The sequence below is a fragment of the Pelotomaculum terephthalicicum JT genome (genome assembly GCF_022410535.1).
GTDB lineage: Bacteria > Bacillota > Desulfotomaculia > Desulfotomaculales > Pelotomaculaceae > Pelotomaculum_D > Pelotomaculum_D terephthalicicum.
This window is the reverse complement of the sequence record NZ_JAKNBL010000049.1, coordinates 1-21,640: the sequence shown is the minus strand read 5'-3', so window position 1 is coordinate 21,640 and position 21,640 is coordinate 1. Positions and strand designations below refer to the sequence as shown.

The window sequence follows — 21,640 nt, the reverse complement described above, 5'->3', positions numbered from 1 at the left end:
CTTTATCAGGAAAGCATGAGAGGTCAAGAGAATCAAAGATTTTTGTATAGAAAACGACTTTGGATTGAGGAGTAAAGAAGTCAATGATGTTCATTATTAATTGTTGATGCATAGGGGTTCCTCCTGTAGAACCCTTATAATTAAATATAATGACGCCAACCTAAAAAGCTGTCCAATGTCAAGGGCTGACCCCATTATTTCCCATTATTTCCCCTAGAAAAATACTTTTCCTTTATCCCCATCTACAACTATTTTTCGACCCTCCTTAATGATTTGCATGGCGCCCGGCACGTTCACCACGGCGGGGACACCGTATTCCCGCGCCACAATGGACCCGTGAGACAGGAATCCTCCCGTTTCCATGACAACGGCGCAGGCTTTTAAAAAAAGCGGCGTCCAGCCCGGGTCTGTGGACGGCGCTACCAGGACATCTCCCGGCCGCAGCCTGTTTCCTTCTCCCGGATGTCTGATCAGCCGGGCAACGCCGGAAGCTTTTCCCGCGGCAGCCCCTACCCCCGGCAAGAAATCACCGGAACCTAAGTCTACAGGTTCCGAAAAAACAGGTTTTTCTCCTAAGATAACGTCAGGCGGCGATAGCGCCTCTTTTTCCCTCTGACTTGCTTTTCGCGCCGCTACCAGGTTCCGTAGCCCGTCGCCATGCCAATTTCCATATAGTATGGAAAACAAATCTGACCAGGAGCAGTAAAAGATATCATCCGGCTTCTCAATAATGCCGCGTTGGGTAAAACGATCGCCCAATTCGAGAGCCATCAAACGATAAGCTTTCAAGGCCATAACCATAACCGATTTGGTCATTTCGCGCACCGCCGCCCCGTCTTGCGCATCCTTGATCCCTTTTTGGATCCCGGCATGCTCCTCAGAAGGTATTTTTTCCGCTACTTCCGCCCAGGCCTGATTAAACTTCTCCCTCTGCCTGGTTTTCCATTGTTCGGGATTCGCGGTCGCCATGATGCTCTTAATGATATCCATCAGATACGAAGGGTCTTCCTCCCATCTGGGGTTTGCGATATCAAGCTCGTAAACGCACCGGTGCCCGTATTCCTTAATGAAATTCCGGAATTCCTGCTTAAAAGGAGAGCTTTCCGGCAGATATTCCTCCCAGGAACAGGAACAGGGGTTAAAGTGGTTTCCGGTTAAATATTGAACCGCTGCTTTATCCCGACGGGCCAACTCGGCCAGTTCTATCAGGCGGTATCCGTGGTCGGCGCTGGTTATTGCCGATTTCCCTCCCACCATTAAGCCATTCAATACGATCATCACTCTCGGCCCCAAATATCCAGACAGTTTTTGCAGCAACAACACCAGCGGCCAAGTGCCGACACCGCTTAAGGAAGTGAATTTCTCGCAGTACTCCTTAACGATCTGGCCCAGTTCATTATATTTATCAATGAAATCCTGGTCGGGAATCCGGTCAAATCCATCTCCAATCAGGGATTCAACGGAGCGGGTAAATTCAGCAAAAGTGCTGGCGGCATTGGCGGACGCCTCCATAATGAGAGAGGCGCCTTTCATTATGCGGCTTTGTCTGGCCAGGCCAATCTCACCCTTAAAGGGGTCGGTGTCTTCTATTTCTATCTCGGGCTGATGTCCTCCCCAAAAGGGGTTAAAATCTTTCGGCAGCGTGCCGGTTGAATCATAGTGGGCCCACTGCAGGGCGGACATGTCGCAGTACAACCTGCCCTTCAGCAACCGGGAAAATTGAAAACCCTCCGGCATGGGATAGCCTGATTCTGAGAAAGAAGTAAACTGAATAGTATCGATACTTTTCTTCATCACCCGGCGGTGCAAGGGACTGATGACCATGGGGACGGCATCCCGGTAGTTCCCGTTGGACCATATCCGGGGCTTGTCTTTTATAGCCTCAAATGTATAGCAAGGCAGCGCTGTCACCGGCCGTGCCTGCAGCAATACGAAATCCCGCCCGTCAAAAGCCCATTCCATGTCCTGGTGCTCTTCACATTCGCCCAGGGACTCGAATACTCGCATCAGCAGCAAACCCAGTTTTTCAATATCATTATCCGGCAGCACTTGCTGTGAAGCTAGATTATCATATGACACAAAATGAGTGCCACCGCTTGCGGCGGCCACTGTCATCCCTTGCTTGGCTCCGATTTTTTTTGCTTTAAGACCAGGCACTGCGCTAAAGGCCGACACATCAAGACAATAGGTGTCAGGCTCTATCGCGCCGTTCACCACCGACTCGCCTAGCCCGAAGTTCGCGTTAACCACGAATATATCTTCACGGCCGGTCTGGGGATCGCAGGTAAAGGCCACCCCGGCTGCCCGGGCTGCCACCATCTCCATTATTACCACAGCTTGGCCCACTTCCGCGTCTTTAACACCCATTTTCCGCCGGTAAGCCACGGCCCTGGGCGTCCATAAGGAGGCGTAGCACCCTTTAATAGCTGATAGAATATTATCCACGCCCCGGACATTTAAGAACGATTCGTGGATGCCGGCAAAAGAGGCTTGAGCGGAGTCTTCGGCAGAAGCCGATGACCTGACGGCAATTGGCTTGTCAAGTATACCAGCGGCTTTCAGGCAAGAAACCAGTTTATCCCTGATATTGGAAGAAATGTGCGCGGACTTGATTTTTTCCCTGAGCGGCAAAAGCTTTTGCTCAATCTCCTTCTCCCCAATGTTGCCTATGTTTACACTTTGGCCTATTCTTCCCGTATCTTCAAGCAAGTTGTTTTCTTCGATAAAACGCTGGTATGCCTCGGCCGCGAGGACACCTCCGGCGGGAATCTTGAATCCATACTGCTCAAGCCTGCCCAGGTTCCACCCCTTCCCCCCGGCTGACTTTATCCCGGCTTGAAGCGCTTCGGACCAAGTGAAAAAGAACATTCCGCTATTCTTCTCCATGCACACTCTCTTCCTTTCAACAAAATTTCCTTTTATTCTTCTGTAATTGCTCCTCCTGCTTTTGCTTGGCTTTCTTGCCTGTCAACCGCCCCATAGATAAACAAATCTACTATTTTGGCGATCTCCTTACGTAATTTATACTTAGATTTATCGCCCAGCCAGCCCATGACGACCGTGCCGCGCAGTATATCCAGCTGCAATACCAGCAGTTTTATCGAGATATCCCGCCTGATCTCCCCCGTCTCCTGGCCATACCTGATAATCTCAGCCATAATGCGCTGAGTGCCGGTTTCACCCTCATTATAGGCAGACCCATGGCACATGTTTTTAAAACGATATCCCAGACATATGCCTGTAATCTCCGGGTTGATTTCCACCCATGCATAAGCCTTATCCAGCGCCGCCAATAAGCGCGCCTTTGTGTCCGGCAGGTTTTTAACAGAATCAATAATCTCCTGAGCAAACTCCTTGGAAACACCTCTAACATATTCGTCAACAATAGCCTCTTTAACGGGAAAGTGATTATACAAGGTTTTCCTGGCGATATCCGCTACTTCGGCAATCTGCTCCATCGTTGTATCATAGAAACCCTGTTTTTGAAATAAATCCATGGCCACTTTAATGATTTTCTGCCGCGTCTCCCTTTTTTTCCTCTCCATTCTGCTTTCAACCAGCATATCCCCTGGCTCCATCGCTTCACCTCCCATTTATGTTGAATTCAGATATGCAATATTGAGTAACAATTTATAATTGTATACGATTTATAATCATATACAATGTGTAATTAATTATTATTCTCCCTCATTATCACCAGTAAGTCAATCCTCATATTTTCTCTTTTTGCATTTTTTTTCTGAATGAAGCTCAGCTGCAAGAGCAGTTTTAATGATATGCTTCCCAGACAATACCTGGCAATAGCTTAAAATTATAGAATAAACGACATTATTTTTATTTAATTGCACCGCATTTCGACATGGATTATCAAAAATTTATTGTATAATGACAAACAATATCATTAATATGGAAAGGGAGTGCATTAATGACTTAGTTATATAAATATTGATATATAGCTTTATTTTTCTAAATTACCAGAACCAAGGAGGATGATTAACATGCCGGGAGTAGGTAGTCCGGCTCCGAATTTCAGCGGTCACGATTTCATTAACGATACCACTTTTACTTTGGCAGGCCATGCGGGAGAGATTATTCTGCTCTGCTTTAGCGCTTATTGGTGCCCTCATTGCACCAACGAAGTTCCGCGGCTGCAAAATATTTGGCAAGATTTCGCGGGGCACGGGGTTCAGGTCATATTGGTTCATGTTGACGGCACCGAGTCTGACGGTCTCGCATGGTTAACCGGCCTCGGGGCAACTTTCCCCGCCATTCAAGACACCTCTTCTATCTTTAGCGCTTATTCGCCCGGCTACGGAGGCATACCTCATCTCTATATCATCGGGCGGGACATGGTGATCAGAAAAGATCTTCTTGGAGAGATGAGTGAGGATACCCTAAGAGGACATCTCATGGATGTCGTGTACATGCGCGAACCGATCGACCTGGAAATGGTCATGGATGTTTCAGACAGTATGAATAGCAGTCCCCCCGGCGGCGGGGATCCCAAACTTGAAATTATGAAAACGGCGGCTACGATTATCACCGATTTTCTCAAGGATCACGGCCAGACAGATGATCGCATGGGACTAGTCTGGTTTACCGATGACGCGAGCGAGTATCAAAACACCCTGCACCAGAAGCTGCTTCCGATTCCGGGCAACTGGGCAGATTTAAGAAGCCAGATCAACGCCCACGGGACAGGCATGTATACCGCCATGGGAGCGGGGCTGCAAACGGCCTTTGACACCCTGACGGCGGGGAGCGCAAACAAAAGATTTGCCATCCTATGCACCGACGGCATGCAAAATATTGAGCCAAAAGTAACACAGGTGGGCAGCCATTTTGAGATAATCGACAGCGGCGGCTGGGTGGCCGGCGCGCACTCCAGCGTACCAGCCCACCCGGGAGTGGATATTACCAGTTACGACACCTGCATTCATACAATCGGCATCGGTATTCAGGCCACTTACGCCGGGCTCTTGCAGGACATAGCCAATGCCACCGGCGGGTTTTACCGGGGTACCAACGACCCTGAAAACGACCTCGACCTGATTTATCTTTTGGACCTCTGCAACTGCATGGCCGGCGGCTCTCCCGCCGTGGCCCACCACAGCACGGGCAGGTTGGACGCCGGGGAATGTGAAGCAGTGGAATATTTCTATCTCAACCGTTCAGCCAGAAAAATAACAGTGATACTTTCCTGGAATAAATCGGAGGGAGGCGACTTGACCTTCTGGCTATACGGTCCCGACGGTAGTTTATTACATCTGGGGCAGGAAATGAAACTGTTTGAAAACCATTGCCTCGCCACCGTTTACCTGCCTGTGGACCAGAATGGCGTCCGCCTGACGCACGTGGGCCGGTGGCGGATGGTAATCCGGGGTGAGACATTAGGCTCCGGCGCCGATTATCATGCTTTTGTAATTGCCGAAGACCGGGAAGTGCACTTCCACCTGGAACCTCCAAAGAGAATCTACGAGGTGGGAGACATCCTGCCAATCAGGATCAAGCTGACGGAGTCACAGAAGCCTGTGGTCCGGGTAAAAGATATAATTATGGAGACAGCTCAACTCCGGGTCACGCCGGCTGAACTCTGCTCCCGATATAAAGTATCGGCATACGAGCTCGCCGCTCAAACAAAAAGCGCGTTAAGCGGATATAAAAACAGTCCATTGGCCGCCAAGCTTAAAGCACTAGCTGCCGATCCCGCTTATAAAGAACTTCTGAAACCTGTCAGAAAGCGCTCCTCACTGCTTGAGGGCAGTTTAGAATGCCAAACTGATGAAAAAGAAATCGTTATTCCTGTCACCCTCAAACAACCCGGACTCGTTTCTTACAAGGTTTCGATAAATTGCGAAACCCCGCAAAGCGGGCCGATTTACCGCACAGATATGGTTACGGTCTACGTCGGGCCAGGCAAGGCCGACCCAGGCCAAACCAAGGTCAGCCGAACGGTAATCTTGGGCGAAAAACATACCGGCGCTTTGATTATTATGACACCGAAGAACGAATACGGGCAACTGCTGGGCCCAGGCTTGGGACATGAATTCTCAGCCACCGACGGCAGGCAGTCTGTTGATATTACGGTCACGGACCAACTGGACGGAACCTACCGGATGGAAATCGTGAACCTGGCCAGATCCAAAGGGGAAACCCCAATAAGCATCCAGTACCGGGGTAAATCTATTTGGAAAGGTGAATTAAAAGGAGAATAATGAAGGCTGCTCCAGGCAGAAGAACCTTTCTCGCGGAAAGCCCGGCTTCTCCCGAAAGGTGAGCAAAGCCGGTAAAAAGCATCCGGAAAGTAATAGTTCACGAAGGCTTCCGCTCCTAAAGCGGAAGCCTTTCGGTTGCTTCCAGCATGTCCCTGCTGATACGGTTGTAAACTGAGTGATAATCTAGTAAAAATGTAACAACAAATCAGTTAACTAAATTCTGGTCAGAAGAATAATCAAAACTACAAATAGAGCTTGCCCTCGTCGCCGTCTACGGTAATTGACTGACCGTCCTTGATTATCGTCATTATGCCCGGAATATTCACCACCGCCGGGATGCCGTACTCCCGGGCCACAATGGAGCCGTGGGACCCAAACCCTCCTGTCTCCACAACAATGGCGGAAGCCCTTAAGAACAATGGCGTCCAGCCGGGGTCCGTTGACGGGGCCACCAGCACGTCTCCGGCCCGCAGCTTCTCCCCTTCGTCGGGATGGGAAATTATTTTTGCCGTGCCGGAAGCCCTCCCCGCAGCCACGCCTATACCTGTCAGCGCATTGCCCTGACCGCGGGCGGCGGGTTCCGCAAAATGAGGCGCCTCATCTACAATAAGGTCGGGGGGTGAGAGCGCCTCCATTTCTTTTCTCCTAACCTTGCGCTCGGCCACCAGAATATTCAATCCCCTGCCGTCCCAGTCTCCCTGCAGGATAGAGAAAATTTCACTGCAGGTACAGTGGTATATATCTGCCGGCTCGGCAAGAATTCCTCTTTCCGCTAACCGTCGCCCCATCTCCTGAAATACTAAACGCATAAGCTCAGATATCTTAACAAGCACCGACTTGGACATTTCCCTGATTCCCATACCTTTTACGGCCTGTTTTAAAAAGCGATTAATTGATCCACGCCTGTAGAAAGGTACCTTATGGTTTATTTCATGCCAGACCTCGTCCGCTTTTTCTTTTTGCCGGGCTCTTATCTTGCCCAGATCGGCTGTTTCCATGGTGCTCCTGATGACATTCAAGGGGTAAGAAGGATCCCCGCGCCAGCGGGGGTTGATGATATCCATTTCATATACGCCCCGGTGCCCATACTCCGCCAGAAAGTTTCGAAATGATTGTTTGAACGGGGATTCCTCCGGCAATTCTTTTTCCCACAGGAGAGGATGATAGTTATCACCGGAAAAGAACCTCCGGGCAGCGGAGTCACCCCGCGCGGTTTCGGCCAGTTCCACCAGGCGGTAGCCCTGCTCCGCGCTGGGTATGTCCCCCCTCCCGGCCATCAGGGTGTTGGCATAAGCTTTCCCTTTGCCGGGAAAATATTTTTCCAGCGTTTTTATCAGCGAATCCATGTTGGCACAAAAGACACAAGACAGAAACACAGGGTAATATTCTATGTATACACTTTTAATCTCTGTGAATTTATCGATAAGCTCTTTTTCTGTCAGGCCTTTGAAATTCTCTTTTAACAAACCCTTGGTAAAATTGTCAACGCGGTCAAAAGATTTTTGCACGCTCTTTATGATTTTAAGTCCACGAAAAAATATTTTCACCAAGCGCCCCAATCTTTTACATCCCTTAATCCCACGGCAAGGTTTTTTTTCGTTGATTTCTATTTCCGGCTGGTGCCCTCCCATGCCTTCGTTTATTTGCCGGGGCGTAATCCCAATAGCATCGTATAAGATCCACTGCTGCATGGACATGTTGAGATATGCCCGGCCTTGATATAACCTAATATACCGCAAGCCCGGGGGTATTTTATAATCTAAACCATCGTTCGTATTATCGCGAAACTTTTCAGATAGTCTAAAGAAGCTCCAGTTGAGAGTCGACTGAACCATGGGCGCGGCATCCCTGATATTGGCATTGGACCATATGTCCGGCTGGTTTTTAATCTCATCGAAAGTGTACCTGGGCAACGCCGTCACCGGCCTGGCCTGGACCAGGAGGAAATCCTTGCCGTCAAACACCCATTCAACATCCTGGTGCTGTTCCCCACTGCCAAGGGCGTCAAATACCCGCTGGATCAGCATACCTAACCGGCGGATATTTTCGTCGCTTAAAACCTGACCGGCCGCTGACCCGGCAGACTCGACAAATTCCGTCCCGCCGCCTTTTTGGGCAATTGTTTTCCCTTCTTTGCGGCCAATTCTTTTTTGTGTTATTTCAAACGTTAAGTCCAAACGGTATTCATCCGGCTCAATGGCGCCGCTGACCACGCTCTCGCCCAAACCGTAATTGGCGCTTATAAGTATAATAAATTCCTGGCCGGTGCGGGGGTCGCAGGTAAAGCCAACTCCGGCGGCCTCGGCCTCCACCATCTCCATGATCACCACGGCCGGGATTACCTCGTCATCTTTAACATTCATTTTCCGCCTGTAAGAGACTGCCCTGGGTGTCCATAAAGAGGCATAACATTCATTAATGGCGGACAGGATGTTATCAAGTCCCCGGACATTTAAGAATGATTCATGAATCCCCGCGAAAGACGCCTTGCCGGAGTCCTCGGCTGTTGCCGAAGAGCGGACGGCCACCGGTTTCTCCAGTATGCCGGCGGTTCTTAGGTTATTTTCCAGTTCATCCCGAACATTTGAGGGAATATGCCCGGCTATGATTTTTTCCCTGAGCAGGAATAATTTTTGCTCTATCTCCATATCTCCGATGTTGCCGGTTGTTACATTTCGGGTAATTTTCTCCACGTCTTCAAGCAGGTTGTTTGTTTCAATAAAACTCCGGTATGCTTTGGCTGCAAGGCACCCTCCGGTGGGAACATTGAACCCGTACCTTTCGAGCCTGCCCAGGTTCCACCCCTTCCCTCCGGCAGCTTCTACCCCGGCCTGAAAAGCCCCTGCCCAGTTGAGAAAGAACTCTCCGCAATTCTTATCCATGGGCTTCCTCCCTCACCGATTATATTTTTCTATCTGGCTGTCGCTGTATTATTGTCATGTATGTGCTATTTTTCGTTCTCTAATTTTCCCTGTTTTTTACACCGTTTAGGAAAAAGTCCATAATCATGTTAACGCCTTCTTCTATGGCAAATAATTCCGGATTAGCCGCCCATAGAACCGACCAATTGCTGTACATCGTTTCCAGGTGGGCGGCAAGAATCATGCTGTTTATATCCCGCCTGATTTCCCCCGCTTCCATGCCCATTTTTATAATTGGTTCCAGGACATCCCTGAAGCCGCTGCTCTCACTTAGATCCCCATCCCTGAAGACTTGAAACACTTTTTGTGCCCGAAAAGTATAATATTTTTCAAAAATATCCCTGTTAGATTTAACATGAAACCAATCCACTGCTTTATAAAGCACCGAAACCAAGCGCGAGCGGGTATCGGGCAGCTGCAGCGCCTGGCTGAGCGCTTCAGGCCCCTGCTCCTTGATGATTCTTTGCACATATGCGCAAATAATGGCTTCTTTAGCGGGAAAGTGATTATATATGGTCCCCTTGTTGACATCTGCCTCTTCGGCTATTTGCTCTACCGTGGTTTGCTCAAAACCCTGCCTGTTAAACAAATCCATGGCCACAGCGATAATTTTTTTCCTGGTTTCTTCTTTTTTGCGCTCGGTTCTGCTTACTCTGATCTGTTCCATTTCTCCACCTCTATATTTGGTCCGTTATTCAACTTGGTTGAATATACAAACAAGTTGAAAATACAACTAAGTTGATTATAATAGGAATCTCCGTCTTTGGCAAGCGCTGGGCAAAAAATTTTTTTGGCGTTAATAAAGCCGCAGGCTGTTTTAGCCAGCGGCACTTCGCTTTTGCATCATCAAATTTCTTTTTTAATTTACTTTCTTAGATCATAGAAAGACTCGTCAGCGTATTTCTCAACATCTCCTTTAAGAATACCTAAAACCAGTTTCCAAGCATATCCCATTTTCTGCACGAAGCAATCATCTGCGCTTTCGTAACAGTCCCGTACTTTTTGCCGCCTTCCTTACCCCATTTTGAATAAAAGGGGTAATCATTGCATTTCTTTCCCATTTTGGTTATAATGTGGATTGGAAAGATGTGGTGATGATAATGAATAATGTTTATCCCATACATGAAATTCGAAGTCGCTTGAAGCCAGTGTTTGACGCAGCGCCGGTTTACCGCGCTGTGCTGTTTGGCTCCTACGCAAAAGGCAAGGCCACCGAGGGCAGCGACATTGATATCGTCATTGACAACCGTGGTGAACTCCTCAACATAAACTTTTACGGCGTGTTGGAGGATATAACGGAAACATTGGGTAAAAAAGTTGATCTCTTTGAAATCACAGAGATTAAACCGAATTCCCCCATTTACGGTGAAATCCAAAATCAGGGGGTGCTGCTCTATGAACGACAAGGATAGGATTATCCTGCAAAAAATCTCCGGTTATGCCAAGGAAGCCGGCGATTACGTTCAAGGTATGACCTTTGACGCCTTTATGCAGGACAGAAAAACGATGTCCGCGACAGCGTTTTGCATTAGTCAGATTGGAGAGCTTGCCAAAGAGGTCAGTGAGGGCGCACAGGCGGTCAATCCTGAAATTCCATGGCGCAGCATAAAAGGTATACCGTTCCAGTCCCCTTTCAGAATGGAGAGAAGCTCACTCCAGGCGCAGTGGTAGACATCTGTAGATTCGGCAAGAATCCTCTTCCCCGCCAGCAGGGGTTGATCATATCCATTTCATAGACTCCCCGGTGCCCGTATTCGAGCAGGAAATTTCGCAACGACTGCTTAAACGGGGAACCCTCCGGCAGTTCACTTTCCCAAAGAAGAGGATGAAAAGGCTCGGTAGAAAAGAACCTTCGGGCAGCGGCATCCTCCCGGGCGATTTCGGCCATTTTCACCAGGCGGTAGCCTTGCTCTGCGCTGGTTATATCCCCCTTCCCTGCCATTAGGCGCATTTGTCTGGGCGTGATGCCAAAGGCGTCATAATTAACCCATTGAATAAAGGAAAGGTTCCAAATATGCCCGCCCCTGATATAATTTAAAAGCCTTTATTCCCTTGGGCACTTTAGGGATCTGGCCAATTCCTGCCAAAAGATAATTCCAGAGGCTCCAATTGAGGGGTGACTGGACCAAGGGAAAGGCATCCTTTAAATTGGCGTTGGACCACATATCCGACTGATTTTTAATTTCTTCAAAAGTGTACCAGGGCAACGCCGTTACCGGCCTGAACCAGGGTGAAATTCTCACCGTCAAACACCCACTCGATGTCCTGATGCAGTTCCCCAGCGCCAAGGCTATCGAAGATTCGCTGGATCAGCAGGGCCAGTTTGCGGATATTTTCATCGGTTAAAACCTGGCATTTCGTTGTTCCGACAGACTCGACAAACTCTGTCCCACCGGTTATCTTGGCAATGGTTTTCCCTTCTTTCCGGCCAATCCTTTTTTCCGGCTCCTCACACCAATAGTTCAGACGGTACTCGTCCGGCTCGACGGCGCCGCTGACCACGCTTTCCCCCAGACCGAAATTGGCGCTTATCTAATATATTCAGAAAAAAATTATGTCCCGCTTCGGGGGCTTATACCGTGCAATAACAATGTGGTCGCTTTGCGATACAAGACTTTACTGGCTTCTTTATCCATCATATAAGAAGAATAACGGCTTAGTCCCGAATAAAAACAACTGATAATAAAGCTCAACTCAAACAGATTCTCATTTCTGCACTCGCCGCTGGCGATCCCCTCCGAGATAAATTTCTTGATGTTTTCAAAGGATTTATTGACAATAGCCACAAATTTTTTACCAGCTTCCGAGTCCGTTCCCACTTTGCCGATAAACTCTCTTTCAGCTGAGTTCAGCGGCCTTTCAATGCCGGAAATGAAGTCACCGTAAGCATAAAGTTTTTCGGTAACGGATTCACAATGGGAGAATATTTTATCCAACTGCTCCCACCATTCCGTGAAGGTTTGTTCCTCAAGATAAAGAAACAAATCTTCCTTGCTTTTGAAATGGGGTACAGGTTCCCTTTGCTGCACCCTGCGGCGTCGCATATGTCCTGAATGGAGGTGGCGGCGTAGCCCTTGCGGGAAAACAAGGTCAGGGCCTTGTCGGCGATATTCTTTTTTGTTTGCTCCCCTTCATACTTGCGCTTATTCATGGCCTTCTCCTTGATGACATACATACTGACCGTCCGGTCTAATCTTAGTGTATAGGTATCTTTTTCATTTTCAAGTGCTTTTTCTTTAGAATCAGAATGCGGCAGGAGCCAAGGTCCTCCATGCCGCACTCAGAATAATCCCCATCTTCTAGTTATCGTTTTATATTGACTGTCTTCCACGACGCGCGGAAGGTTTTTATATTTCTTTTACTGATTCCTTTTTTTTATTTTTAACCACTCATCCCTGGTCAGGAAACTCTCCTCCACGTTGCTTTCCATTTCAAGAAACATCTTGTAAGGAACGCTGAAGGAAAGGATGTCTTTTGCCACGTGTTTGCGGGCGGAAACGTCTATAAGGCCGATAACCCCCCTTGGGTTATCCGACTTCCCTTCATTGAGAGGGATGATACAGATGCTGTGGCAACCGGCGCCCATTGGGACAATAACGTTGTCGCCGCCGTGCCTGGCATAGTTTGCCAGTACCACCATGGCTGAAAGCTGATCCGGGGCAGCCAGGAAAACCACCACTTCCGGTTTTTCACCTGATAAAAGTATTTCCAGCGGCTTAAATACTACGTACTCAGTGGGAACATCATAATAGGGAAGAGCGTCTATAAAGGACTTGGCGAACTCCGGAGTTTTCTTGTATGCTTCGCCATGTTCCAAGGCGGGCAAATTTTTCACTATATTTTTACCAATTTCGCTTTGGTAGAATTCTTTGTTGCCCATAGACAGGAAATATTCGATACCACCCGGCATATTAATGTAAGTATTGCCGAAACCGAGACCGGTGCCGCCGCCGCTGCAACCGTAAGTCTTACGGTCGAAAACCGTAATCCGTCCTTTCGCCGCCGCTTGAAGCATGGCCACCACACAGCCCCAGCGTCCTTCCTTAAACTGGGTTGCCCCTTCGGGTTTTTCATTGGTGAATACAATAGCTACGGGAGCATACCTTAGGTTAACGGACTCCGCGATCTTGCTTTTCATTTTCCTTCACCTCTTATTTTTTTCAGTAAAACCAACAAATCTTCTTTGTCTTTTTGAGATAAATTCGAAGCTACTTCGGAGCTGGCCTCAAGCGACAAGCGAGAAAGGGTTAAATTTATAAACAGCTTGCTCTACCTGTCTACCGGAAGTTGGATATGATTAATTTTACTTAAAGGCTTTTGAGGCATTTCCAGTGATTGCATCAAATAGTTCTTCGTTATCCTGGGCTATCTTCCACCCATCTTTTGTTTTAATCAAATTAACATTAACCTCATTAGCCACTTTTGGAGCCTGCGCATCCGAAATGCTATTTTCCAAATACTGATTCATCAAATTATCCATTTGTTCATTGCTAGCGTTCTTATCATCAGAAAATGCACTTGCAAAAGCCATTGGCATTAATTCGCTCATTACTTTTGTAGCGATACGAACCATATCAATTGCAGTAACCTTAACCTTAACGGTTAACTTTTCTCCTGTTGTACTTGAAGTACCAACCTCATAAGTAGCTTTTGATAAGATCAATTTGCCAATTCTTTCGCCTTCATCATTCTTAATAATATCCTTAGATATATCTTTATCTGAGGTTTCCGTATAAGTCGCCGCTTTATCAAAGTCGCATGTTTGTAGAGATGTTAGAAACTCTTTGGTAACAGTTTCAGGCGATTGCCCGAATGAACAACCTACCAGAACAATTCCGATTAAACCCACCAATACAAATAAAATAAACCTACGCAAAACTATCTCCCTTCTTTATGCTTTTTCATGATTTCTTTACCATATCGACATTTCCTCCTAATCGACAAAATATTGCATAATGTTACATTGAAGAAACATATCGATAAAAGCAAAAACCCAGCCTAAGGCGGCATGTGATAAGGAAGTAATCTCAAACAAACATTGGATAGTCGGCAAACGGTATTGTAAATAAGCTGGAAACAGCAACTACAAACGTATTGGAGGCTAAAGCAAATAAAAGAGATTACTTATTCACAGTCTGGAGATTACCTGTTGCCTGATGTAGCTCTGCCCGAAGCCGAACAGGCTACAATCGGCAAGTACGGTATGCTGCGCCATACCTATCTAAAAACCCACAGGCGCGGATTGTATGCAAAGCTATTGTTGTCAGGCGAATTATACACCCATCTCGCCAAAGTGGATTTACTTGCAAGGGAAATGATCCAGGACATTATAAACCAAACCAGCCGAAAAAGAAATCTGCCGGATAAGGCAAGCCGGGATGGAATGGGTCGGCGCGATGAATGAACTAAATCATGAGGCCGAGGAAAGCGCCCTCTATCAAATCGTTTATAAGTAAAGCATAGTTTTAAAAGTACCTGTTGGACACTTAACCGACAGGTACTTTTTCTGTCTTAAGCGGAGCGACCATCTTCGGGCCAACATGGCCCGAAGTGGCAAGGGTTTGGGGCAGGCCCCAACAAGCAGATTTTTTGTGTTTTGGCCGCAGGGCAAAATGCAAAAAATACGCAAGTGTATTGACACTTGCCCTGCTTGCCGATTAGCGGAAGCCCTAATATGATGCAATGATAGGGATTTGACAATTTTGCGAAATGATGTTACTCTATTATATAATTATTAGAAAGAGGTGTATTGATGTCGGTCGTCCGATAAGGTAATTATTTGTATCACAGAGGCAGGGTTTTGACCTGCTTATTTTGTGTACCCAAATGCCTTACGGAATGACGGAGAAGTGTTTGTTTAACACCTTCTTTTGTTTGTTTTGCAGCGCAGTGGGTAACTGCGCTTTTTTTATTGTCGCAAGGCTATTTGGTACGCATATACTTTGCGAAAGGATTTGAAACCATTGAATATCAATTTAAAAAACTACGGACTAAACGAACGCTTTGAACAGGAGGCAACCTTATATAATGGCCTGTTTATCGCCAGAGTTACCGAGCAACACCGCGACCTATATAAAGTAGTTAGTGAATACGGAGAAATAGATGCAAGTGTTTCGGGTAAATTTGCTTACCACGCAAACGACCAAACCAGCTTCCCCGCCGTTGGGGATTGGGTGATGATTGACCGATTGGACGGAAGCACCGGCAATGCAATCATTCATCATATCCTGCGCCGCAAAAGCGTTTTAGCGCGGCAATCTGCCGGTACGGAAAATGCTGGACAGGTGATTGCGGCCAATATTGACACTATCTTCATTTGTATGTCGCTCAATGCGGATTTTAATATCCGGCGAATTGAACGATATTTAACAATCGCATGGGATAGTATGGCGACCCCGGTTATCGTTCTGACAAAATCCGATTTGTGTATTGATTTACCGCAGAAGCTTAACGATATTGCTTCGGTGAGCATGGGAGCGGAGGTCATTACCTGTTCTTCTGAAAACGGGAATGGATTTGACGAGATTAACGCTTATATCGGGCAAGGAAAGACGATTGCGTTTGTCGGTTCATCAGGAGTTGGCAAGTCCACACTTATTAACCGCCTTATGGGGCAGGATGTGCTTGCAACAAGAGCGATACGGGAAGATGATGCCAAGGGCAGACATACCACAACCCACCGCCAACTATTGCTATTGCCAAATGGCGGCATTGTCATAGACACGCCCGGTATGCGGGAGTTGCAGATTTATACGGGCAACCTGTCAAAAACCTTTGAAGATATTGAAGAAATTGCCGCCCGGTGCAAATTTGGCGACTGTTCTCACGGAGCAGAGCCGGGCTGCGCCATTAGAGAAGCAATCGAAAATGGAATACTGTCCGAAAAACGCTTTGAGAGCTATCAAAAATTGCAACGGGAAGTATCATACGCCGGATTAAATGCCCGCCAGCTTGAAAACGAGAAACTCAATAGAATGTTCGGCGGCAAGGGTGAAATGAAACAATTAAAGAAGCATATTAAAGACAAGAACAATAGATAAATACGAAAGGAGCGTTGTCTTATCCCTAAAGGTGCATTGGAGTCGGTATTGTGCGTAGCAAGGGCTATCGCATAATTCAAATATGAGGATAGTCCTTGCGTAATCCTATTTTTTGATTATTTAGGAGGCGCACAATGGGCTATAAAAATGCAATCTGTATATTGCCAGATGATTTGATTATGGCAATACAACAACATATTGACGGCGAATATCTTTATATTCCTCGTAAAGAAGAAAACAAAAAAGGCTGGGGCGAATTAAGTAATAGTAGACAATTGCTTGACGAACGTAATGCAACCATTTTTACGGAATACCAGCGTGGTACACCTGTCCCGCAACTGGCAAATAAGTTCTATTTGTCGCCCAAGACTGTATATAAGATATTATCCGAAATGAAGAAATGATAAATATACCTTAAAGGCGGCATGGCAGATTTGTCATGTCGCCTTTTTGCTTCTGTATCGTTCAGTAGGGAGCTTTTATAAAAGGAACGGGGTATAATTTAACTATGCAAAAGCAATAAAGCAAATAAAAGATAAGATAAGGAGCAATTACAATGGAGTATCCAATAAGCCAAAAGTACAATACCCCCGAATTACTGGCTACGGCCATGGGGCCTAACCCATTCAAATTGCAGGAAGAAATGCTGCTAAATCATAAAATCCCTGCCGGAAGTCTCGTCTGCGACCTCGGAAGTGGGCAAGGGCATACAAGTGTTATGCTCGTAAAAGATTATGGCTTCAAGGTTTACGCCGCCGATTTGTGGAGTGAGCCGCAGGAAAACCGTAGTTTTTTTTATAAAATGGGATTAACCCTTGAACAGATTACACCCGTTAAGGCTGACGCCACCGCCTTGCCCTTTGAAAAAGAATTTTTCGATGCGGTAGTCAGCACAGATTCCTATAACTATTGGGGACGTGACCCAAAATACTTGGACGAAAAACTACTGCCCTTTGTCAAACACGGTGGATATATTTACTGCTGCGTACCCGGCCTGAAAAAAGATTGCCATGATAACCTGCCGAAAGAATTGCTTCTCTCGTGGACACCGGAGCAGCTTGCCTATCTGCGTGATATTGCTTATTGGACGGAAATAGTGAATAGCAGCCGTGATGCAGAGGTAATTTCCATATACGAGATGGAAAGCAACGAGAACGTTTGGGTGGATTGGCTGAATCAAGAAGAAAATGAGATTGCGGTTCATTGCCGCAAAACAATGGACGCAGGCGGCGGGAAATATCTGAATTTTATTGCTTTCGTACTACGGAAAAAATAATAGCGCCGGACGCTACCGCCTATGCAAAAGAGAGATAAAGCAGTGAAAAGAACCCTAAAAATAGCTTCCACCCCAAAATGCCGCCAGACAACGGAAATAAAAAAAACCGTTGTCATGGTGGCTGAATAGTTGTGCAAAAAAACAATTATAAAATAGATGGCGGTTTTGAAAATCAAAAATCTAAGCCGCCGTGTTTCTTAAAAAGGAGACTGCCGAGGGCACGATAAGTATGTCCTTTTTTGCCCCATATGTATTAGCGGCGGCTTGGGGATAGGGGGCCTTTATGTATCCCAAGTTGCCGTGTTCTGCTGTGGAGGGGCCGCTATTCTACCGTAGCGGCCGGATATAGCAGAAGTTTTAATTCTACACAACTTCAAAAAATTAAAAGGATATTCGGAAGGCTACTGCGCTCATTTTCATTCGACACCTTTCAGGGATTTTCCCTTAAAGGTGTTTTTTTGCGCCCTTTTTCGACCGCCTGCGGTATGTATCGTACGGTCATATCGGACAAACCGGTAAGAAACTGCCGCTCCCCGCCTTCCCTGTTTCGATTGCCCATGCCTAAAGAATCGAAACGGAGGATTGAACATGAAAACCATCAATCTGCGGGATTATTACCCGGCATATACATCGGACACATTTCTTGAAGTACAAGACGAGATTATAGAGGCGCTTACCCAATTCAAGCGCGACGACCATGCGTATTACGAGCGCAGGCGTGTCCATAAGGCGTACTATTCCCTCGACATGGACGACGGCATTGAGAACGCCGCTCTGTATCGCGAGCCATCTCCGCAGGGAATTTACGAGAAAGAAATTGCCGATCAGGAGTTTGTACGCGGCCATCAGGAGTTTATCGAAAACGCAGGCAAGGCGTATCCGCGCCTGCTTCCTTCACGGCATGAGCAAGGCCGCGATTGCCCAAAAGGAAAAGTCGGGATAACTTCCAAAAAGCGTTCGTCCTTATTCAGAAATACCCATAATGGAAATAGCAGAATGGCGGAATAGCAATTCTGACTCTATTTCTCAGGAGTGGTACTTATGAACGGGAAAGTTATGGAAGTCAATCAAATGATTCCGCAGATCATGGATGCATTAAGGGGTCTTGGAGTGACAGAGCGCGGTATTTGGAGAAACCATCATGATTTGTACTTGTCTATCGGCAAATTTTATCGCAGCTGCGGGGTAACCCAATACAGCGCAGAGCTTATGGCGGATTACACTTGCATGATCGAAAAGAAGTTTAAGAACGGTGAAATCACCCGGAACCGCTATCGTACTCTATTGAAGGCAGCGGACCGCATGGGCGAATTTTATGCAACGGGCAAGCTACAATGGGCCTGCAGGCCCAGAGGCTCGAAATTCAAATTAAATGATTATTTTGAAGAGCTTCTTGAGCAATTCCTTTCCTCGACTTCGTATCATCCCAACACCAAGGGAGACGTCACCTGGGCCGTCCGAAAATATTTAGCTTTTTTAGAGACACAGGGACATCACGATCTTGCAAATATCAGCATTAAGGATATCCAAGCGTTTCTCATCTACAGTTCGCGCCATTTAAAAGGCGGAAGCCTGTCAAATGTGAGAGGGTATCTCAAGATCTTTCACATGTACCTGCAAAAAACAGAACAGCTTTCCTTTGATTATGAGAAGATTTTATCCCGACCCTATCGTCCGGGAAACAAAAATCTTCCCTTGCCTTACACATGACGAAATATGTATGGTGCTGAATCAGATTGACAGATCCACAAACATTGGCAAACGCGATTATGCCATTGTCACTCTGGCACTGGCCACCGGGCTGCGTGCCGTCGATATTGTAAACCTTAAGCTGAGGGACATAGACTGGCAGACCGGCGAAATCTATATTGTACAACAGAAAACGCAGAAAATATTAACTCTGCCGCTTATACATGCCGTTGGCGAGGCGATTAAAGCCTACATTATACACGGCCGGCCCAATTCCGAATCGGAGTATATGTTCCTTCGAACCAATGCACCGTACCAAAATCTGAGCAATGGCGTATCTATTGCGAATATTTTCAACGAGTATCAAAAGAAAGCCGGTATTGTCCGTAAGCCTTTTGACGGCAAGGGCTTTCATGCGCTCAGACGCGCAGTCGGAAGAAACATGGCTGTTGCCGAAATTCCGGTTATTACAATTTCACAGATTCTTGGCCATGGCAGCATCGAATCCGCCAAGCAATATATTTCCTTAGACAGCGTACATCTGAAGGAATGCGCGCTGGATTTCAGCGGAATCGAAGTCGGAGACGGGGTGTTGCCGGTATGAACCAATTCACAAGCAATCTTGCTCCGCTGATGGAAGAGATGCTCGCTTTCAAAGAAGCTCTCGGCTATGCGCGCTCAACCTATGAATCCCGCTTGCGTGATCTAGACCGCTTTTGCCGAACACATTTCCCTGAAGAATCCCTGCTGAAAAAGGAAATGGTATTGAAATGGATAGAAAAACGCCCGCATGAGAGTGTGCAAAATCTTAAAATCAGAGGCCAAATGATTCGAGGTTGGGGACAATACCTGAACTCCATGGGGATAGAAGCCTACATTTTTCCTGAAAGGTTTGTCGGGCATGCCGAGACATTCACGCCATATGTGTTTTCCGACGCAGAACTCAAAGCATTGTTTAACGCTGCAGACAGGGTTGCCTCCGACCCCGGCGACCCTGGAAAATCCATTGTCATACCTGTGATTTTCCGACTGATTTACACCTGCGGGCTGCGTCTCCATGAGGGGCGTGAACTGAAACGGCAGAATGTAAATCTGGAAACAGGAGAAATTTTGATAACCAAAGCAAAACGGCACAAGGAACGGATCGTAGTTTTGTCCGATGACATGCGCAATCTTTGCAGGATTTATGAAACCAGACGCAATATGATATTCCCGGGCAGCGAGTATTTCTTCCCGCGCGCTGATGGCCGAGCTTATTCCCACCGGCAACTGCGGAGGGAATTTGTATTATGTTGGATTCGAGCCAACCCAGACAAAGCCCCAAATACATTGCCACGGGTGAGGGTATATGATCTGCGTTATCGTTTTGCCTCCGCAATCCTTAACAAATGGCTGGATGAAAAGAAAAATTTATCGGCGATGCTTCCATATCTGCGCGCATACATGGGACACGAAAAAATCTCATCCACCGCGTATTATATACATCTCCTTCCGGAAAACCTGGTCAAATCGTCAGGAATTGACTGGGCCGGATTTCAAGGATTGATTCCGGAGGTGGATGTATGGCCCGAATAACTGACCAAACATTGTTTCAGCTGGTGCACGATTTTTTAAAAGTATATCTGCCACTCCACAAATGCACCAGCCCAAACACGATAAAAGCGTACCGGACGTCCTTGGAACTGCTGTTTGACTTTACCAAACAACAAGAAAATGTCGGATTGGCAGAAATCACATTTAGAATGCTGAATTGCCAAATGGTTACGGATTTTCTTGATCATATTGAATGTTCTCGCGGCTGCAGCACTGCAACAAGGAACCAAAGGCTTGCGTGTATCCGGTCATTCTTTCGCTACGCAGCTTCAATGGAACCAACAACCGTAATGTATCATCTTGCCTTGAAAAAGATACCGCAGAAAAAGACAGTAGCCGCAGGACCAAAATTTATGAGTGAGGCGGCGGTGAAAGCGCTCTTGGAGCAGCCGGATATCAGCACGGCAAAAGGGCTCCGCAATAGATTTTTCATGATTCTGATGTATGATACTGCCGCAAGAATTGGAGAAGTCCTTAACCTTCGGGTAAAAGATATTCATCCGGGAGCGACCCCAACTGCCACATTGCACGGGAAAGGCGCAAAGGTACGGACGGTTCCGCTGATGAAGAAAACAATGGAACATTTCCGCAGCTATATTCGAACGTTCCATCTGGATGCTGACTGCTTTTCCGAAGAATATCTGTTTTATGTCATCCGGGATGGTCAAAAACGCCCGATGTCGGATGACAATGTGCAAAAATTCATGAAGGCATATGGGTTTTCGGCCCGGCAAGTTTGCTCAGAGGTTCCGGAGAATGTTCATCCGCACCTATGGCGGCATTATGGTGAGAGATATAAAATGGTGAGTAATTGTGTCTAATGCTGTAGATTCAGGCATCTGATTTGGCAGCGAAGCAAAACACTCACCATTTTCTGTATAATCATCCTTATCAGACAAGCATTAT

Annotated in this window: 22 protein-coding genes and 1 pseudogene; 12 read left to right on the top strand and 11 right to left on the bottom strand. The window is 46.8% G+C overall.

All coding sequences use genetic code 11. The features are described from left to right. Positions 1 to 213: 213 nt before the first annotated feature. Both L9W92_RS16945 and L9W92_RS16940 read right to left on the bottom strand, forming a co-directional pair. Positions 214 to 2,886: a PEP/pyruvate-binding domain-containing protein gene (locus L9W92_RS16945; protein ID WP_240084925.1), complete on the bottom strand. Its 2,673-nt coding sequence runs from the start codon at positions 2,884 to 2,886 to the stop codon at positions 214 to 216. Positions 2,887 to 2,918: 32 nt separating this feature from the next. Further along, a complete protein-coding gene (locus L9W92_RS16940; RefSeq protein WP_240084924.1) occupies positions 2,919 to 3,578 on the bottom strand; it encodes a TetR/AcrR family transcriptional regulator in 660 nt (219 codons plus the stop codon). Between the two features lie 420 nt (positions 3,579 to 3,998). Between L9W92_RS16940 and L9W92_RS16935 the strand changes: the two genes are divergently transcribed. After that, on the top strand, positions 3,999 to 6,215 hold the full coding sequence (locus L9W92_RS16935; protein WP_240084923.1) for a redoxin domain-containing protein: 2,217 nt from the start codon (positions 3,999 to 4,001) through the stop codon (positions 6,213 to 6,215). A gap of 242 nt (positions 6,216 to 6,457) precedes the next feature. Here the strand turns inward: L9W92_RS16935 and L9W92_RS16930 are convergent, their stop codons facing one another. Continuing rightward, positions 6,458 to 9,097, bottom strand: coding sequence for a PEP/pyruvate-binding domain-containing protein (locus tag L9W92_RS16930; protein ID WP_240084922.1), 2,640 nt, complete (start codon positions 9,095 to 9,097; stop codon positions 6,458 to 6,460). 79 nt (positions 9,098 to 9,176) lie between these two features. Then, positions 9,177 to 9,803 (bottom strand): TetR/AcrR family transcriptional regulator, encoded by a 627-nt coding sequence (locus L9W92_RS16925; protein ID WP_240084921.1) that lies wholly within the window; start codon positions 9,801 to 9,803, stop codon positions 9,177 to 9,179. Positions 9,804 to 10,284: 481 nt separating this feature from the next. On the opposite strand from L9W92_RS16925, the gene L9W92_RS16920 reads away from it, so the two are divergent. Together L9W92_RS16920 and L9W92_RS16915 are read left to right on the top strand one after the other, a co-directional pair. Next, entirely contained in the window at positions 10,285 to 10,548 is a 264-nt protein-coding gene (locus L9W92_RS16920) for a nucleotidyltransferase family protein (protein ID WP_240084926.1), read from the top strand. Next, complete coding sequence (locus L9W92_RS16915) at positions 10,532 to 10,807, top strand: HepT-like ribonuclease domain-containing protein (RefSeq protein WP_240084920.1); 276 nt, start codon at positions 10,532 to 10,534, stop codon at positions 10,805 to 10,807. The genes L9W92_RS16920 and L9W92_RS16915 overlap by 17 nt, the downstream gene beginning before the upstream one ends. On the opposite strand, the gene L9W92_RS16910 is transcribed toward L9W92_RS16915, so the two are convergent. The 6 genes and pseudogenes from L9W92_RS16910 to L9W92_RS16885 form a co-directional block, all read right to left on the bottom strand. Continuing rightward, on the bottom strand, positions 10,770 to 11,087 hold the full coding sequence (locus tag L9W92_RS16910; protein WP_240084919.1) for a hypothetical protein: 318 nt from the start codon (positions 11,085 to 11,087) through the stop codon (positions 10,770 to 10,772). The two genes, L9W92_RS16915 and L9W92_RS16910, sit on opposite strands and share 38 nt — an antisense overlap. A gap of 236 nt (positions 11,088 to 11,323) precedes the next feature. Next, positions 11,324 to 11,638 carry a PEP/pyruvate-binding domain-containing protein gene (locus L9W92_RS16905; protein ID WP_240084918.1) on the bottom strand — a complete coding sequence of 105 codons (315 nt, stop codon included), beginning with the start codon at positions 11,636 to 11,638 and terminating at the stop codon, positions 11,324 to 11,326. Positions 11,639 to 11,688: 50 nt separating this feature from the next. Then, positions 11,689 to 12,165 (bottom strand): TetR family transcriptional regulator C-terminal domain-containing protein, encoded by a 477-nt coding sequence (locus L9W92_RS16900; RefSeq protein WP_240084917.1) that lies wholly within the window; start codon positions 12,163 to 12,165, stop codon positions 11,689 to 11,691. A gap of 26 nt (positions 12,166 to 12,191) precedes the next feature. Next, positions 12,192 to 12,287: pseudogene (locus L9W92_RS19225) on the bottom strand (TetR/AcrR family transcriptional regulator); the annotation flags it as partial. 207 nt (positions 12,288 to 12,494) lie between these two features. Continuing rightward, entirely contained in the window at positions 12,495 to 13,274 is a 780-nt protein-coding gene (locus L9W92_RS16890; RefSeq protein WP_240084916.1) for a DUF169 domain-containing protein, read from the bottom strand. Positions 13,275 to 13,439: 165 nt separating this feature from the next. Continuing rightward, the gene (locus L9W92_RS16885) at positions 13,440 to 14,012 is read right to left on the bottom strand and encodes a DUF5105 domain-containing protein (protein ID WP_240084915.1); all 573 of its coding nucleotides are present in this window, start codon (positions 14,010 to 14,012) and stop codon (positions 13,440 to 13,442) included. Between the two features lie 189 nt (positions 14,013 to 14,201). On the opposite strand from L9W92_RS16885, the gene L9W92_RS16880 reads away from it, so the two are divergent. From L9W92_RS16880 to L9W92_RS16865, 4 genes are all read left to right on the top strand, one after another. Beyond that, positions 14,202 to 14,540: a TnpV protein gene (locus L9W92_RS16880; protein WP_312038121.1), complete on the top strand. Its 339-nt coding sequence runs from the start codon at positions 14,202 to 14,204 to the stop codon at positions 14,538 to 14,540. Between the two features lie 559 nt (positions 14,541 to 15,099). Then, positions 15,100 to 16,176 carry a ribosome small subunit-dependent GTPase A gene (gene rsgA, locus L9W92_RS16875; RefSeq protein WP_240084913.1) on the top strand — a complete coding sequence of 359 codons (1,077 nt, stop codon included), beginning with the start codon at positions 15,100 to 15,102 and terminating at the stop codon, positions 16,174 to 16,176. Positions 16,177 to 16,310: 134 nt separating this feature from the next. After that, complete coding sequence (locus tag L9W92_RS16870; RefSeq protein ID WP_240084912.1) at positions 16,311 to 16,580, top strand: CD3324 family protein; 270 nt, start codon at positions 16,311 to 16,313, stop codon at positions 16,578 to 16,580. Between the two features lie 152 nt (positions 16,581 to 16,732). Then, the gene (locus tag L9W92_RS16865; protein ID WP_240084911.1) at positions 16,733 to 17,452 is read left to right on the top strand and encodes an SAM-dependent methyltransferase; all 720 of its coding nucleotides are present in this window, start codon (positions 16,733 to 16,735) and stop codon (positions 17,450 to 17,452) included. A 430-nt stretch (positions 17,453 to 17,882) separates the two neighbouring features. On the opposite strand, the gene L9W92_RS19040 is transcribed toward L9W92_RS16865, so the two are convergent. After that, the gene (locus tag L9W92_RS19040) at positions 17,883 to 18,011 is read right to left on the bottom strand and encodes a hypothetical protein (protein WP_282442400.1); all 129 of its coding nucleotides are present in this window, start codon (positions 18,009 to 18,011) and stop codon (positions 17,883 to 17,885) included. A 29-nt stretch (positions 18,012 to 18,040) separates the two neighbouring features. Here L9W92_RS19040 and L9W92_RS16860 point away from each other — a divergent pair, with 29 nt between their 5' ends. Genes L9W92_RS16860 through L9W92_RS16840 form a run of 5 tightly spaced genes read left to right on the top strand, consistent with a single transcriptional unit; the run spans position 18,041 to position 21,555 of the window. Continuing rightward, complete coding sequence (locus L9W92_RS16860; RefSeq protein ID WP_240084910.1) at positions 18,041 to 18,460, top strand: hypothetical protein; 420 nt, start codon at positions 18,041 to 18,043, stop codon at positions 18,458 to 18,460. Between the two features lie 33 nt (positions 18,461 to 18,493). Then, positions 18,494 to 19,162, top strand: coding sequence for a site-specific integrase (locus L9W92_RS16855; protein WP_240084909.1), 669 nt, complete (start codon positions 18,494 to 18,496; stop codon positions 19,160 to 19,162). Then, positions 19,098 to 19,745 (top strand): tyrosine-type recombinase/integrase, encoded by a 648-nt coding sequence (locus L9W92_RS16850; protein WP_240084908.1) that lies wholly within the window; start codon positions 19,098 to 19,100, stop codon positions 19,743 to 19,745. Before L9W92_RS16855 ends, L9W92_RS16850 begins: the two co-directional genes overlap by 65 nt. Continuing rightward, on the top strand, positions 19,742 to 20,716 hold the full coding sequence (locus tag L9W92_RS16845) for a tyrosine-type recombinase/integrase (RefSeq protein ID WP_240084907.1): 975 nt from the start codon (positions 19,742 to 19,744) through the stop codon (positions 20,714 to 20,716). Before L9W92_RS16850 ends, L9W92_RS16845 begins: the two co-directional genes overlap by 4 nt. Further along, positions 20,704 to 21,555 (top strand): tyrosine-type recombinase/integrase, encoded by an 852-nt coding sequence (locus L9W92_RS16840; RefSeq protein WP_240084906.1) that lies wholly within the window; start codon positions 20,704 to 20,706, stop codon positions 21,553 to 21,555. The genes L9W92_RS16845 and L9W92_RS16840 overlap by 13 nt, the downstream gene beginning before the upstream one ends. Positions 21,556 to 21,640 lie beyond the last annotated feature (85 nt).